The organism is Rhodococcus sp. IEGM 1351, assembly GCF_030056875.1.
GTDB lineage: Bacteria > Actinomycetota > Actinomycetes > Mycobacteriales > Mycobacteriaceae > Rhodococcus_F > Rhodococcus_F opacus.
In genome coordinates this window covers 368333-383805 of record NZ_JASHKU010000004.1, presented here as the reverse complement: position 1 = coordinate 383805, position 15473 = coordinate 368333, and the positions used below count along the sequence as shown (strand labels likewise).

General features: G+C 68.9%; 13 protein-coding genes and 1 pseudogene. 6 read left to right on the top strand and 8 right to left on the bottom strand.

Translation table 11 applies throughout. The features are described from left to right. Positions 1–42: 42 nt before the first annotated feature. Positions 43–684 (bottom strand): restriction endonuclease, encoded by a 642-nt coding sequence (locus tag QM806_RS09780; protein WP_054248182.1) that lies wholly within the window; start codon positions 682–684, stop codon positions 43–45. A 191-nt stretch (positions 685–875) separates the two neighbouring features. On the opposite strand from QM806_RS09780, the gene QM806_RS09775 reads away from it, so the two are divergent. Beyond that, positions 876–1931, top strand: coding sequence for a 2,3-butanediol dehydrogenase (locus QM806_RS09775; protein WP_210461066.1), 1056 nt, complete (start codon positions 876–878; stop codon positions 1929–1931). A gap of 3 nt (positions 1932–1934) precedes the next feature. Here the strand turns inward: QM806_RS09775 and QM806_RS09770 are convergent, their stop codons facing one another. Then, positions 1935–3446 (bottom strand): PucR family transcriptional regulator, encoded by a 1512-nt coding sequence (locus QM806_RS09770; RefSeq protein ID WP_283291215.1) that lies wholly within the window; start codon positions 3444–3446, stop codon positions 1935–1937. Positions 3447–3567: 121 nt separating this feature from the next. On the opposite strand from QM806_RS09770, the gene QM806_RS09765 reads away from it, so the two are divergent. From QM806_RS09765 to QM806_RS09755, 3 genes are all read left to right on the top strand, one after another. Next, positions 3568–5019: a purine-cytosine permease family protein gene (locus QM806_RS09765; RefSeq protein ID WP_133984730.1), complete on the top strand. Its 1452-nt coding sequence runs from the start codon at positions 3568–3570 to the stop codon at positions 5017–5019. Beyond that, on the top strand, positions 5012–5422 hold the full coding sequence (locus QM806_RS09760) for a YybH family protein (RefSeq protein WP_005563539.1): 411 nt from the start codon (positions 5012–5014) through the stop codon (positions 5420–5422). Before QM806_RS09765 ends, QM806_RS09760 begins: the two co-directional genes overlap by 8 nt. A gap of 125 nt (positions 5423–5547) precedes the next feature. Further along, positions 5548–5700 (top strand): hypothetical protein, encoded by a 153-nt coding sequence (locus QM806_RS09755; protein ID WP_005254109.1) that lies wholly within the window; start codon positions 5548–5550, stop codon positions 5698–5700. A gap of 9 nt (positions 5701–5709) precedes the next feature. On the opposite strand, the gene QM806_RS09750 is transcribed toward QM806_RS09755, so the two are convergent. From QM806_RS09750 to QM806_RS09730, 5 genes are all read right to left on the bottom strand, one after another. After that, positions 5710–7071 carry a bifunctional lysylphosphatidylglycerol flippase/synthetase MprF gene (locus QM806_RS09750; RefSeq protein ID WP_283291211.1) on the bottom strand — a complete coding sequence of 454 codons (1362 nt, stop codon included), beginning with the start codon at positions 7069–7071 and terminating at the stop codon, positions 5710–5712. 97 nt (positions 7072–7168) lie between these two features. Next, positions 7169–7507: a 4Fe-4S dicluster domain-containing protein gene (locus QM806_RS09745; protein WP_283291209.1), complete on the bottom strand. Its 339-nt coding sequence runs from the start codon at positions 7505–7507 to the stop codon at positions 7169–7171. Next, positions 7504–9099, bottom strand: coding sequence for an FAD-dependent oxidoreductase (locus QM806_RS09740; RefSeq protein ID WP_005563533.1), 1596 nt, complete (start codon positions 9097–9099; stop codon positions 7504–7506). The genes QM806_RS09745 and QM806_RS09740 overlap by 4 nt, the downstream gene beginning before the upstream one ends. A gap of 141 nt (positions 9100–9240) precedes the next feature. Then, on the bottom strand, positions 9241–9669 hold the full coding sequence (locus QM806_RS09735) for a pyridoxamine 5'-phosphate oxidase family protein (RefSeq protein ID WP_005563531.1): 429 nt from the start codon (positions 9667–9669) through the stop codon (positions 9241–9243). Between the two features lies 1 nt (position 9670). Next, the gene (locus tag QM806_RS09730; protein ID WP_283291206.1) at positions 9671–12580 is read right to left on the bottom strand and encodes an FAD-binding and (Fe-S)-binding domain-containing protein; all 2910 of its coding nucleotides are present in this window, start codon (positions 12578–12580) and stop codon (positions 9671–9673) included. A gap of 57 nt (positions 12581–12637) precedes the next feature. Between QM806_RS09730 and QM806_RS09725 the strand changes: the two genes are divergently transcribed. After that, positions 12638–13378, top strand: a complete 741-nt coding sequence (locus QM806_RS09725; RefSeq protein WP_043788221.1) for a DUF998 domain-containing protein — start codon at positions 12638–12640, stop codon at positions 13376–13378. Positions 13379–13422: 44 nt separating this feature from the next. Beyond that, positions 13423–14205, top strand: coding sequence for a DUF427 domain-containing protein (locus tag QM806_RS09720; RefSeq protein WP_043788226.1), 783 nt, complete (start codon positions 13423–13425; stop codon positions 14203–14205). 15 nt (positions 14206–14220) lie between these two features. Here the strand turns inward: QM806_RS09720 and QM806_RS09715 are convergent. After that, positions 14221–15427 (bottom strand): annotated as a pseudogene (locus QM806_RS09715) (LLM class flavin-dependent oxidoreductase); the annotation flags it as partial. Positions 15428–15473: the final 46 nt, after the last annotated feature.

Sequence of the window (15473 nt, the reverse complement as noted above, 5' to 3'; positions counted from 1 at the left end):
CGAGAAACCACCGTCAGTACATGCTGACGGTGGTTTCTCGTCTTACCGGTCGTTCGCGTGCCGGTGCTGGACGTAGAGGAGCCAGAACACGGGCGCGCCGACGACGGCGAGGATGGTCGCGAACACGCGGAGCCCGACGTTCCCTTCGCCGAAGGGGGCGATCATGAGGACAATCGTGCAGACGACGGCGCCGAGGAGTCGCCAGTGCGCGCCGAAGAAGCCTGCGACCATCGCCCGTGCGTTGCGGGCGACGATGCGCGCCGGCGATTCGGGCTCGGGTGGGGGCGGCGGGGACGGGGCCACGGCAACCGTCGAGTTACGCGCGGCGGCCACCAGTGTCGGGGCGTGGGCGCCGACCGGCGGGGTTTCGCCGTCGGGCTCGCACCGGAACAGGGCGATACCCACCGCGTCCGCGTAGTCGACGGCCTCGTCGGTGTATCCGGGGCCGGAGAAGTACAGGAGTTTCCGGGCGTGGCTGGTTCCGCGGGTGTCGTAGAGGTTCGCGAGGTCCGACTTGCCTGCACTGCCGCCACGCCACTTCACCTGCGCGTATGCGCGTGACGAGTAGACGTCGATGCCGCCGTCCGCGCCTCCGAGTAACGCTGTGGCGTCGCCGTAGCCGAGCTTCTGCATCTGCTCGGCGGCGTTGATTTCAGCTTCAGCCGCCGTGCGTATGCGTGCCATGCCTCACTCCCCCAGATCGAACCAGTCTTTCCCCTCGAAGGTACCCGCAGATCGGGCGAAACCAGCTATCCGCCGGTGAACGTCACACCGGCGCCATCGAATTGCAACACACTGCAACTCTTCCCGCTCCCGGCCGCGCGACCGTACCGTTCCCCGAATCAGCACGTTCACAACGTAGTGAGGGCGGATACATGAGGGCAGCACGCTTCCACGGGCGACGCGACATCCGGATCGACGACATCCCGGAGCCGGAATTGCGGCCGGGCGCGGTGAAACTCCGGGTCGCGTGGTGCGGCATCTGCGGCACCGACCTGCACGAGTACCTGGAGGGCCCGATTTTCATCTCCCCGCCGGGACATCCGCATCCGCTCTCGCACGAGAACGCGCCGGTGACGATGGGCCACGAGTTCTCCGGCACGGTGGAGGAGGTCGGTGAGGGCGTCACCGATGTCGCCGTGGGCGACAACGTGGTGGTGGAGCCGTACTTCGTGTGCAACGAGTGCGCGTCCTGCAAGGCAGGCAACTACCACCTGTGTACGAAGATGGGTTTCATCGGATTGGCCGGTGGCGGAGGAGGACTCAGCGAGAAGGTGGTGGTCGACCGCCGGTGGGTGCACAAGATCGGCGACATCCCGCTCGACGAGGCGGCCCTGATCGAACCGCTCAGCGTCGCGCACCATGCGGTCGTCCGCAGCGGGGCCAAGGCCGGCGACGTCGCGCTGGTCGGCGGCGCTGGGCCGATCGGACTCCTGGTGGCCGCGGTCCTGAAGGGCCTGGGTGTCACCACGATCGTCACGGAACTCAGCGACGCCCGGAAGCAGAAGGCGCTGTCCAGTGGGGTCGCGCATCACGTGATCGACCCGTCGTCGGAGGACGTGAAGACCCGGGTGCTCGAGCTGACCGACGGTGTCGGCGCCGACCTCGGGTTCGAGTGCGCCGGGGTCAACGCCGTCCTCGACACCATCCTCGACGCCGTCCGGCCCGCAGCCGTGGTGGTGAACGTGTCGATCTGGGGAAAGCCCGCGACGGTCGACATGCAGAAGCTCGTCCTCAAGGAGATCGACCTGCGCGGCACCATCGCCTACGTCCGAGATCACGAGGCGGTGATCGAGCTGGTGCGCACCGGCGTGATCGACCTGGCCCCGTTCATCACCGGCCGGATCGAACTCGACAACCTGGTCTCCGAGGGCCTCACGACGTTGATCGAGCACAACGACACGGCGGTGAAGATCCTGGTCCGGGCGTGACCGTCAGTCGGGTTCGTCCGTCGACGGCGTCACCGCCCTGGCCTTGAGCGCCAGCCACAGCTCCATGCGGTCGTCGGCCTGGTCGAGGTTCCGCCCGGTCAGCGCCGCGATCTTGTCGATCCGGTTCCGGACGGTGTTGCGGTGCACGGAGAGGGCGGCCGCCGCCGGGTCCCAGGCTCCGTTGGCTCGCAGCCATTCCTCGAGCGTTCGCTGGAGTTCGACGCGTTCGCGCGGCTCGAGCTGATCGAGGGGTGCGAGGACGGCGGTCGAGAAGCCGCTGAGCACGTCGGCCGAGCCGAGTCGCAGCAGCAACTGCACGGTCTCCCCCTCCTTGGCGTCGACGGCGCGGCCCAGTCGGGCACTGACGGCGACGAGGGATCGCGCCTGCATCGCCGACACGGCCAGCGCGTCCACCGGAACCAGCGCACCGATCCCGATCGCGCATCCCTCTGCCACGCCCGACAGCAGGTCCGCCAGCCCGGCGACCTCGGGGTGCGCGATCTCGATGTCCGAATTGCGCTGTCTCAGGACGGAATCCGGAAGGACCGAACCGATCCGGACGGTCAGGTCGGCCACCGCCTCGGGAGTGGAGCGCACGACGGCGATCTGCAGGGGGTCGCGGGACAGCCCGATGCCGGCCGCGATCTGGTGCGCGCGCTCCCTCCGGAGGCCGGGTCTGAGCAGCTGCGCCAGCGCCGCCGCCCGCCGCTGCCGCTCGGGTTCGCCGGCCACGTGACGGCGTTCGAGTTCGAGCGACAGCAGCGAGACGAGAACATTGGACGCGTGCCGCAGCGCGTTGTCCGCCGACCGCTCGAGCACGACGAACGCGAGCGGGTTCTCGATGCGAACGGGGTGCAGTTCGAGTTCCCGCCGACCGGCACCGCCGAACGCCGTCCAGCCCTTCGCGCGGGTGGTGTAGCGACCCACCTGGTCCTGGGCGTCCTGCAGGAACGCCGCGTCGACGCCGTCGGAGAGTTGGACCACCCCGCCCGACGCGTCCAGCACCGCGCAGAGGGAGCCGCTGACGGAACGCCATTTGTCGAGCAATCCGCTCAGCGGCGACGGTCCGGCCGCGACCGCGGTGAGCTGATAGCTCAGTTCGATGGCGTCCTCGAGCGCGCGTTTCTCCTCCTCGGCGATCCGGGAGAAGATCCACTTGGTGATGGCGATGAACGGCACCGAGTCGGGGGCGATGAGCAGTGGGACGCCGAATTCCCGCGCCGCCGCGACGAGTGGCGCCGGTGGCGCCTGATAGGGCAGCCCGTGCCCCAGACCGAGGCACAGTGCGGCGACCCCGCCCGCGACGCAATCTCGCACGTAGTCGCGGCACCCGGATTCGGTGGTGGGAAGCATCAGGCCGACGGTCATCAGTAACTCGCCGCCCTGGAGCCAGTCCCGCGGACGCGTCAGTTCGGACACGTGCGCTGCGGTGATGGGGTTGCCGACTCCCGCCGTCCCGCTCATCGACGTGAGCCGCAGCGTGGGAGCAGACAGGACGTCCTGGACGGTGATCACCTGCGACCTCTTGTACTCATTGCCCAACCGTAATAGACGAACTGTACATCTCGCCTCTGGTGCCGGGGCGGCGCAGTGCGCAGAGTGGTGATCAGAGCCACAGCACCTCCTAGGAGTTTCAGTGTCAGATCACTCCGGCGACACCGCCGCGACCCTCGGTGGCACCATCGAGACCCGCTCGATCGACTACGTCCCCGAGGACGAACGTCACGGGAAGGTCCGCGACCAGGGCCCCTTCTGGTTCGTCGGAAACTTCCAGCCCTTCACGGTGGCCATCGGCTTCGTCGGCCCCGCCCTCGGCCTGTCGTTGGGCTGGACGGTCGTCGCGGGCATTCTCGGCATCTTCTTCGGAACGTTGTTCATGGCGTTCCACGCGTCGCAGGGACCGGTGCTCGGACTCCCGCAGATGGTGCAGTCCCGCGCGCAGTTCGGCTATCGCGGTGTCGTCCTCGCACTCATCGGGACGTTGTTCACGTACGTCGGGTTCAACGTCGTGGACGTCGTCATCATCAAGACGGGTCTGCACAGCATCTTCGGGTGGAACGCGGCCGTCATCGCCGTGGTGATCACCGCGGTCGCGACGCTGCTCGCGATCTTCGGTCACGATCTCCTGCACCTGTCGTTCCGTGTGCTGTTCTGGCTGTCGCTGCCGCTGTGGGCCATCCTCACGTGGGGCGTCGTGTTCGGGCACGCCGGCGGCGACGCGGGCGCCGCGACGGGCGGGTTCACCCTGCTGGCGTTCATCGCCCAGTTCAGTGTCGCGGCCTCCTACAACATCACCTACGCGCCGTACGTGTCGGACTACTCGCGGTACCTGCCGCGCAACACGCGCACGTCGGCCATCGTGTCGGCCGTGTTCCTCGGCGCCTCGGCCTCGCCGGTCTGGCTGATCCCGGTGGGCGCGTGGATGGCCACCCGGCTCGGAGCCACGGATGCGCTTGCAGGCATCCACGACGCCGGCAACTCGGTGGTGCCGTTCCTCGGCAGCGTGCTCGCCCTCGTCGCGACGCTCGTGCTGGTGGCGACCATGGGCCTGAACGCGTACAGCGGCATGCTGACCGTGATCACCGGCATCGACTCCTTCCGGAAGGTCACCCCGTCCCGCCGGATCCGGGTGGTGACCGTCCTTGCGCTGGCGGCGGTCTGGCTGGTGCTGAGCCTGCTGTTCACCGATTCGACGACCGTCCTGAACACGACGCTGCTGATCATGCTGTACCTCCTCGTGCCGTGGACCGCCGTCAATCTCACCGACTTCTTCTTCGTGCGCCGCGGGCACTACGCCATCACCGACCTGTTCACACCGGACGGCCTGTACGGAATGTGGTCGTGGCGGGGCATGACCGCTTTCTTCGCCGGCATCGTCGCGTCCGTGCCGTTCATGGTGCTGCCGTTCTACGTCGGACCGATCGCCGCGGCCCTCGGTGACGTCGACGTCGCGTTCGCGGTCGGACTCGCCGTGTCCGGGATCGTGTACTGGGTCTTGTCCCGGTCGCTGGACCTCGACACCGAGGAACGGTTCATCGAAGACAGCGAAGCCACACTGGCAGTCGAGGAGACCCCGGCTCATGGCTGACACGGCGACGCGAGCAGACGTCCAGCACGCGATCGACGCGCTGATCCGGGCATTCGGCGAGCACGACACGACGGCCTACTTCGAGGCGTTCAGCCCGGACGCGACGTTCGTCTTCTACACCCACCCGGTGCCGCTGCCCAGTCGCGAGGCCTACCGCGACCTGTGGTCCGAGTGGGAGGCGGACGGGTTCCGCGTCCTGGCGTGCCGCTCCAGCGAGCAGATCGTCACGTTCCCGGCCCCGGATGTCGCGGTGCTGACGCATCGGGTCGGCACCACCGTGCGGGATTCGACGGGAACGGTCGAGCTCGACGAACGGGAGACGATCCTGTTCCGGCGTGGCGAAGAGTCGAGCTGGATCGCCGTCCACGAGCACTTGTCGCCCCAGTCGATCACCGCCTGTTAGCTGAACGATAGCTGGTTTGACGTGGACCGCGTCACATCAGGACCCCGTCGAGTTGCGGAGGCAGACGCCCGACGGTGTACTGGTCAGTAAACCTGCCCGGCTCGGCCTATCGCGAAGGTGCACAGATGACGGACGAACGGCCCGGCAAGAACCAGACCCCACCGGACAAGACGACGCGACCGACACCGAAGGAGGCGACCCCGGACGTCTCCAAGACCGACCTCGCGGCCGTCGTCGATGCGCTCACCGCGACGAACGAGAAGAATTTCGACTTCTGACCTCGCTCCTCAGGCCCGTTCCCGGTGCGGCACGAACTCGAACGTCAGGCACGCGAACGCCACGGGCAGCAGGTAACGGAAACGCAGGAGGACGTAGCGCCGGTTCCCCACGGAATGGAACTTGCCGAGGTAGCGATACAGCGACTCGAGCGAGATCAGCACGTCGCCGAGATGCAGGACACGACGGAAGAGCCGGGCACCGGCGCCGGATGCGTCGGGGTCGAGGAGTTCGGGGAACGCCGCGAACGACAGCGAGACGTATCGCGCACCGGTCCGCTCGGCGTACCGGATGACGTCGACGGTCATGCGTTCGTCGGTGCCGTTCGGCGCGCCCTCGCCGCGCCACGGAACGTCGAGGCTCAGTTCGCGGGCGGAATCGGCGGTGCCGTAACGCTGGAACGCGACGGCGCGCCCGGTGCAGTCGCGGGCGACGACGAGAAGAACACCGGGGAGTGCGCCGTCCAGCAGGTGGTCGAGGATCATCGAGAACCCGCGGCGCTGATGTCCGGCACGGGCGTCGTCGACGATATCCGTCAACTCCCGCCGCGTCGGTTCGTCGAGCGCGGTTTCGGGAACGATCTCGGTGGTCAGCCCGGCGTTGTGGGTGCGCTGCACGGCCTGCCGGAGGTTGCGGAACTTTCTGCCGTGCAGGGTGAAGTGTCCGACGTCGATCACCACGTCGCGGCCGATCGGGACCGCCGTCAACGGCTTCCGGGTGTCGCCGCCGATCTCCCACAGCCGGGCGACGCGCTCCCCCGCGCCGAGCACCGCGACGCGCCAACCGCGTTCGGCGGCGAACTCGGAGAACTCGTCGAGGAGGGCGCCGAATTCGAGCGCGTTGCCGATGGGATCGCCGGAGACGACCGCTATTCCGGATCGCGCCCGGTAGGCGATCGCCGCGGTGCCCGACGCGTTGAAGTAGTACGACTTCGCCGAATTGAGGGCGAACGGCGACAACGGGTCGTCCGTGGTCTGCTGGATCAGCGAGAAGACGCGGGCACGGTCCTCGGGCTGCGGCACGCTGCGCACCGGCAGCATCAGGACGGGTCCGGTGGCCACGAGGAGGAGAAATCCCGGAGTCGAATGTGCGCTCGTGTACGCCACATCCGCGGCCGCAACGAACAGCACCGCGGCCGCCGAATGTGTCATGGTGACGGGCCGCCGCAGGTGCAGTCCCCGGGCCACCAGCAGGACGGCGATTCCGGCCGCCACCATCCACGTGCGAACGGGACCGGACCGCCCGGCCATCCACAGGAGCACGAGGCCGACCACGACGGTTGCGCCGACGAGCGCCATCCGCGCCGCGGGTGATTCGGGCCGGTACACCCGCAGCCCGGGCACGGTCATCGGTGTCGACTTCGAATTCTGCATCCGCACCCCTGCCCCAGGTGACGACTGTTCCGGTGCCTCCAATCTAGCGGCTCCGCCACCCGTGAGTGGTTGACGAGTCTCTGGACTCGCTACGCACTCACGGGTGAAGCCTCGGCGGTGGTGCCCCGTGCGGCAGGGACGGCCCGACCGCCGTGAGTGAGCCTGCGGCACGCCCGTTCCCCCAGCCGAGCTTCTCGCGGTACCGGCCGATGTGGTCCTCCGGGATGTCCTGCCCGTCGACGAGCGGCGTGGACTGCGGATCCACGTACAGCGCATCGACCGGGCAATACGCCTCGCACATGAAGCACGTCTGGCAGTCCGATTGCCGCGCGATCACGGGGATCCCGGTGTCGGTGCGGTCGAACACGTTGGTGGGGCACGCGTCGACGCACTTGTCGCAGCCGATGCACGCCTCGGCCAGCAGCACCTCGATCACGAGGCCACCCGCAACAGCCCACTGCGTGCCGCGCCGGTCGAGGTCCACACGTCGTCCAGCCCACCGGTGAGCACGTGGTGGTGCTGCGCCGGATCGAGGTCCGGGTAGTCGGCGCGCTTGCTCATTCCACGGGTTTCCGTCCGCGCGAGCGTCGAGTGGTACATCCACCGACCCACCGCGGTGATCGCCGCGGCCTGACGGGCCCGGACACGCTCGTCGCCGGAGTCGCCGCCGAGCCCCAGCGACAACGCCGTCCACAACGACTCCAGCTCGTCGAGCGCACCCTGCACACGCACACCGTCCCGCAGGTAGTTCTTCTCGTACGGGATGAGTTCCGCCTGCGCGGCCGCGACAACGGCGGATGCCTCCAGCCCCGACCGCCCCGTGGGCCGCAGTCCGGCCCGGCCGGCGGGACGCAGTTCGCCCGCCCGGACCCGACGTTCGGTTCGCGCGAACCGCGCGGCCCCCGTGCCCGCCCAGCTGCCGGACGACATCGCCCACGCCGAGTTGTGGCTGCCGCCGCCGGTGAAGCCGCCGCAGATGCGTTCACGGGTCGCGGCGTCACCCGCCGCGAACAGGCCGGGGACGGATGTGGCGCAGGTGTCGTCGCCCACGTCGATGCCGCCGGTGCCGCGCACCGTCCCCTCGGCGAGCATGCTGACCTCGAAGCGGTCGGTGAACGGGTTGATGCCGCGCCGGTCGAATTGCAGGAAGAAGTTGGGCTGGCCGAGTCGCATCTGGCGTTGCACGTCGTCGTCCGCGCGGTCGAGTTGGGCGAACACCGGCTCGGACAGCAGCGTTTTCGCGATCACCGAACGCCCCTTGGTGGAGCCGGCGCCCTCGAGGACCCGTCCGTCGGCGTGGAAGAACGTGGCGTAGCCGTAGTAGGCGGTCTTGGTGATGGTGGAGTTGGCCGGGACGATCGCGTACGCGTTGGAGAACTCCATGCCGGAGAACGTGGCGCCCACCTCGGCGGCCATCAGCGCGCCGTCGCCGGTGTCGACGTTCGTGCCCAGGGCGCGGGACAGGAACGCGCAGCCGCCGCTCGCGATCACGACGGCGCCCGCGGTGATCCGGTAGTCGCGGTCGTCCTGGCGCTGGTAGCCCGCCGCGCCGCGCACCTGGCCGTCGGTGTCGACGAGCAGTTCGAGGGCCGGCGAGTGGTCGAGAATCCGGACGCCCGCCTTCTTCACCCACGCCCGCATCCGCCGCATGTATTCGGGCCCTTGGAGTCCGGTGCGGATCTGCCTGCCGGTGTCGGGGTCGACGGGGAACGGGTACCGGCCTTCCTCGGCGAGGAGGTTCATGTTCGCGTACGTCTGGTCGAGGACGCGGTCCATCCAGTGGTGGTCGGCGAGATGGCCGCCGAGCGCTTCACGGCTGGCCTTGGCCTTCGCCCGCGCAGACTGGTCGGGGTCGACGTACCAGACGCCGGTGCCCGAAGGCGCGGTGGCGCCGCTGGTTCCGCAATACCCCTTGTCGACGAGGACGACGTCCGCCCCGGATTGCCGTGCGCGCAGCGCCGCCCACGTTCCGGCGGGGCCGCCGCCGATGACGACGACGTCGGTGCTCAGGTCGAGAAGTTCGGTCATGAAGGGCGCTCCTGTCGAGGCGGAACAACTACCCTTCAACGCTTCCGCACATCGGCCCGCGCCGCCATCGTCAGAATCAGCGTGAGCTGAACGCCCGTGAGCGGTTAACGAGTCCGGGGACTCGCCAACCGCGCACGGGCGCTACGCGCCCTTGCCGTAGTCGACGCTCAGCCAGTGCTCCGGCCGCATTCGGATGACGATTGCGCTGTCGTCGTACGACTGCTCGACGAAACTGTCGACCTCCTCGGCGGGGAGGTAGCGGGTGGCGAGTTCGCGGACGACGTCGGCGGTGGGTGATTCGTCGAACTCCACCGGACCTTCGACGCTGACGTACCGGTAGGGCGGCTTCTCGTCCTGGGCGACGAGGCTGAAGCGGCCGGCAGCGCGGATCAGCCGCTCCTTCAGCGAGCCGCGACCGGTCCAGACGTACACGTGGCCGCCGGGTTCATAGCCATACCAGATGGGGACGGCGAGCGGTGCCCGTCCGTCGCGGTCGACGGCGATCACCCCTACGTGCACGTCGGCGAGGAACTTCTCGCGCTGTTCACTGGTCATCGACAACTGCGACATGTCAGTCTCCGCTCTGGTGTTCGGGTTTCGACGGTGGTGCGGGGTCGAGCAGCTGGGCGAGGTGTTGCGACGATCGGGTCGGGTCGAGTTGCCGCACCTGCATGTGGCAGCTGAATCCGTCGGTCAGCACGACTGCGTCTTCAGGACTGTCGCGCAGTGCGGGGGCGAGTGCCTGTTCCGCCACCTGCATGCTGAGGTCGTAGTGGTCGGCTTCGAACCCGAAGTTTCCTGCGACGCCGCAGCATCCGGTGGCTTCGCGTACACGCTCGACCCCGATCGCTTGCAGCGCCTTCCGCTGACCGGCCGCGCCGAACACGGCGTATTCGTGGCAGTGGGTCTGCACGGTGACGTCCTCGGGCAGCGCCGCGCTCGGGGTCCAGCCCGCCTGTGCGCGCTCGAGGACCGCGCCGGCGAAGCTCTGCACGCGGGCGGCGACGCGGCGGGCGGCGTCGGTGTGGACGAGTTCGGGCAAGTCCTTGCGGAACGCGGCGGCGCAACTCGGTTCGAGAACGACGATCGGACGGTCGGTGCCGTCGTCGAGGAGTTCGGCCGCCTTGGCGAGCGTCTTTTTCGCTTGCTTCAGCTGTCCGGTGGAGATCCAGGTGAGCCCGCAGCACACGTCGCTGCGGCACTGCGAGCTGAGGCCCGCCTCGGCGAGTACCCGCGACGCGGCGCCGACCACCTCGGGGCGGAATCCGCGGGTGAACGTGTCGGCGAGCACCACGACGTCCGCGGTGCCGTTCTGCGACGTCTCCCCGACCTCGCGTCGAATCTGCTTGCGGGACGCGAACTCCGGCATCGACCGGTGCGGGGTGAGACCACCCAGCTTGGCCGCGACCTTCGCCAGCCGGCCCGCGGTGAGCCGATTCACCACGGGGGCGGAGCGTTCGGCGATCTTCAGCCACACCGGCAGCCAGCCGAGGGAGTAGTGCGACAGCGGACGCACCCGGCCGCGGTAGTGGTGGTCGAGGAATTCGGACTTGTACGTGGCCATGTCGACGCCCACCGGGCAGTCGGTGGAGCAGGCCTTGCAGGACAGGCAGAGGTCGAGGGATTCCTTGACGTCCTCGGAGCGCCATCCGTCGGCGACGGTCGGCGAGTTGCGGACCATCTCCTGCAGGGCGCGGGCCCGGCCGCGGGTGGAGTCCTTCTCGTCGCCGGTCGCGCGGAAGCTGGGGCACATCACCCCGCCGGTCGACGCGCGGCAGCGGCCCACCCCGATGCACCCCTGGACGGCGTGGACGAACGGTGCGACGGGGACGTCGCTGGTGGGGGTGAGGTCGAATGCGGTCTGCCACGACCGCGGGTTCACGCCGTCGAGGGCGAGGCTGCCCAGCAGCGGTTCGGGGTCGACGATGCTGCCCGGGTTCAGCACGGCCGCCGGATCCCACAGCCGTTTGAACGCCGCGAACGCCGCCATCATGGTGGGGGTGTACATGATCGGCAGCAGCGCCGACCGTGCGCGACCGTCGCCGTGCTCCCCGGACATCGATCCCCCGAACCGCACGCACAGTTCGGCGGCGCGGTGGATGAACCGCGACATCACGTCCCGGCCCTCTTCGGTGCGCTGGTCGAAGTTGATGCGGATGTGCATGCAGCCGGCGCCGAAGTGCCCGTACATCACGCCGGTGAGGCCGAATTCGGCGAGCAGGGCCTTGATGTCGACGAGGTAGTCGGCCAGCTGGTCGGGTGCGACGGCGGAATCCTCCCAGCCCGTCCAGGATTCGCCGCCCTCGACGAGGCGGGCCGACAGTCCGGCGCCGTCCTCGCGTACCCGCCACAGCGACGCGCGTTCCGCCGGGTCTCCGACCACCCGTGAGTCGACGAGGCGTCCGGCCGCCCGCAGCTTCGAGACCAGTTCGGCCCCGCGCAGTTTCACCTCGGCGAGGTCCTCGCCGTCGAGGTCGACGTACAGCCAGGCCTCGCCGTCGGGCAGCCCGACAACGGAGTCGGCGCCGCGCAGGTGCCGCATGGTGTCGACGATCGCCGAGTCGATGCCTTCGATCGCGGCGGGCGAGTACGCGAGGATCAGCGCGTTGTCGCGGGCGGCGTCCACCAGGTCGCGATATCCGAGGCACAGCAGCATGGCCGCGGGCGGCACCGGCACCAGCGCGACGGTCGCGGCCACGATCACGGCGCACGTCCCCTCGCTTCCCACCAGGGCGCGGGCCACGTCGAAGCCGTTCTCGGGCAACAGGTTCGCGAGGTGGAATCCGGACACCTGTCGTGGGATGCGGCCCAGCTCGAGCCGGAAGTCGCCGAGATGCTCCTGTGTCAGCTCGTCGAGTCCGGCGGCGATCCGTTCGGCCTCGCTCACCGCAGATGAGTCTTCCGGGTCGGTGGCCCGCAGCCCGTCGCGGGTGGCGGTCAGCCGGTGCCCGTTCGCCGTCACGAGGTCGAGCGCGACGACGTGATCGGACGTGCGGCCGTACCGCACGGAGTGGTTGCCGCAGGCGTCGTTGCCGATCGCACCGCCGACGGTCGCGCGGGACTTGCTGGACGGGTCGGGCGCGAAGGTGAACGCGCCGTCCGTCGCCAGTTGCACGTCTTTCTGCAGGTCCGTCAGGACGATCCCGGGTTCGACGACGGCGGTTCGGGCGGACGCGTCGACGGCCCGCACCTGATTCATGTGCCGGGAGAAGTCGAGTACCACTCCCCTGCCGATCGCGTTGCCTGCGAGTGACGTGCCGCCGCCGCGGCTGGTGATGGGGATGCCGCGGTCGGTGCAGGCCCGGACGATCGTCACCACGTCGCCGGCGCTGCGCGGAAATGCGACTGCCAGCGGCGGCACCCGGTAGTTGGAGGCGTCGAAGGAGTATTCGGCGCGCCGCCGCGATCCGATGTCGAGGTCGATGCCCAGCTCGGCGAGCTCGGCATGCAGGTCGGCCGCGGGACGTGTCAGCTCAGCCACGCGTCGATCTGTCCCGTCTCTTCGGAGTCAGCTACCGGAATTCTCGTCAGCACGGCCATGGCTACATGGTCGAGCCGCTCCCGAAGATTGTCAACAATCCACTCGGTGAGCCGGGTACGGTTCGGAGGGGTGAGCGTCGTGCGAACGCCGTCACCCGCCCAGCGACTGTTGGCTGTGCGGGTCGGAGCCACGGCCTGGGTACTCATCGCCCTGTATTTCCTCGCGGAGGTCGTGACCGCGCGCGCCTGGCCGCGGCCGTACGAGGTGCGAACCAACTCGGTCAGCAATCTGGGTGTCACGGGCTGCGACGGCTCCGCGGCCCAGGCCGCGGCCGCCCGGCTCTGCTCACCGCTGCACACAGTGATCAACAGCGCTTTCGTGCTGACCGGGGTGCTCATTCTCGCGGGAGCGGTGGGCCTTCGCGAGTTCCTGCCACCGGGACGCCTGCGCCGGGCAGCGTTGACGTTGCTCGGTCTGGCGGCCGTCAGTGCGGCCCTGACGGGAGTCGTTCCGATCGATGTGGACGCCCATCTGCACCAACTGGTCGCGACCCCGACGTTCGTCGCCCGCAACGCCGCGATGATCGTCATCGCGATCGCGCTGTATCCGCGTTGGCGCATCTTCGCGCTCTGGACCGGTCTGTGCTGCCTCGTCGGGGTCGTCGGAACGGCGGCGATCCTCCTCCCCGGCGAACCGTTCGGCCTCACCGAACGCCTGGCCCTCTACCCGTTCACGGTGTGGGTCGTGACCGCCGGTGTCGCGGCGCTCCGCACCCGTGCGCCGTTCCGGTCGCCCTGACTACCAAAAAGGCGCACGGGCCGCCGAAGGCGCACCATGGAGTGATGTCCACAGCTCTCACGCATGCCGCCGCCACCCAGCAGTTCGCGGAGAACGGCCGCATCTCGATCGAACCCAATCATAAGCGCATCCGGGTGTTGTTCGGCGGTCAGGTGGTTGCCGACACCACCCGTTCGGTGTACCTGTTCGAGAAGGGGCACCTGCCCGTTTACTACATTCCCCGCGACGACGTGAACTTCGACCTCCTCGAGCCCGTCGACGCCACCACGACCTGCCCGTGGAAGGGCAAGGCCCGGTACTGGGATCTCGTCGTCGGCGACCGTCGCGCCGAGCAATCCGTGTGGGGATACGACGCCAAACTGGAGGACTCCCTCGACCTCAGCCCGTACGTCGCGTTCTACTGGCACAGGATGGACGCCTGGTACGAGGAGGATCAGCAGGTGTTCGTCCACGCCCGCGACCCGTATGTCCGCGTCGACGTGCTGCCGTCCTCCCGGCACGTCGAGGTGTTCATCGGTGACACGCTCGTCGCCGACACCGTCCGCCCGCGACTGCTGTTCGAGACGTCGCTGCCGGTGCGCTACTACGTGCCCCGCATCGACGTGCGGTCCGAGTTCTTCACCGCCTCCGACACCAGGACGTCCTGCCCGTACAAGGGGACGGCGTCGTATCTGTCGTTCACCGGGTCGGGCGGCTCCGCGCCGGTCGAGGACGCCGCCTGGTTCTACCCGTTCACCACCGCGGAGGCGTCGGGCATCGACGACCACGTGTCGTTCTACCCCGACCGCGTGCGGATCGTCGTGGACGGCACAGAGCTGGAGAACTGACGTCAGTCCCGAGGGGGGCAGCGGGGGTAGTTCCAGATTGTCCCGGAACGTGCCGCCCACGTAGTCGTTGCCGACGATTCCGCGACGCCGCAGTTCGGGCAGCAGGCCGTTGACGACGAAGTCCCGGGTCATCTCCCTCGGCGAGTCCGCCGAGGGAGATGACGTCGAGGACGCCCGCGTCGTAGCGTTCCTGGACGGCATCGGCGAGTTGCTCGGGTGTTCCCGCGACCGCCCAGTGGCCGGTGTCCTTGGACGCGATGATCAGCTCGCGCAGGGTCCGCCCGGACGCGGCGAGCCGGCTGAAGATTTCGACCCGGCCGCGGCGGCGGTTCACCGACCGGACGTCGGGCAGGATGTCGGCCGGGATCGGCTTGTCGAGCGGCAGCCCGGACAGGTCGAGGTCGCCACCGAGCATGTCCTCCAGCCGGATCCGGCCGGCGTCGAGGTCCGTCGCCTCCTCCTGTTCCCGGACCAGCCGGCGCACTTCCTCCTCGGACGCGCCGTAGGTGGCGTGGAAGGAGCTCATGATCAGCGGCAGCCCGTAGGCAACCTCCGCGAAGCGGGCACCGAGTTCCACGCCGGCCGCGGATTGGCCGGCCTGGAATTGCACGGGACGGCGCTGCGGCAGCGGCGGGATGTTCAACGGTCCCTTCACCGTGAAGTACGTGCCCGCGTGGTCGATCGGCCGCACCCGATCGGCGTCGAGCGTGGTTCCCCCGGCACCGTCGGACGTCAGTGACCCGGGTCGCCAGCTGTCGAACAGCGCGTTGATCACCTCGAGGGATTCCGTGGCGCGGGCGTAGCGTTCCTCGGGGCTCGGCAGGTCGCGGTTGCTGTAGTTCTCCTCGCCCAGTGACGACGTGACGGCGTTCCAGGCGGCGCGACCGTTGCTGACGTGGTCGAGGGTGCCGAACAGCCGCGCGAGGTTGTAGGGGTGGTGGAACGTGGTGGTCACCGTCGCGATCAGCCCGACATGCGAGGTCACGGCACTGAGCGCCGACAGGAAGATCAGCGGTTCCTGCGCGCCGATCGCGCCCTGCGCCCCGAAAGTGAGGAGGTCGGCGGCGAACAGCGCGTCGAACTTGTTGGCCTCGGCGATCTTCGCGATCTCGATCGACGCCGCGACGGTCGACTGCTGCGGATCGATGGCGGCGGCATAGGTGCTCACGGCGCCGCTGACTCCCGTGACCGTTTTCAGCGGCCGGCGACGTGGGGTGCTCATCGTCGAAGCCTAGGAACGACGGCCGGGTCGGCCCAGCGTTTCGATC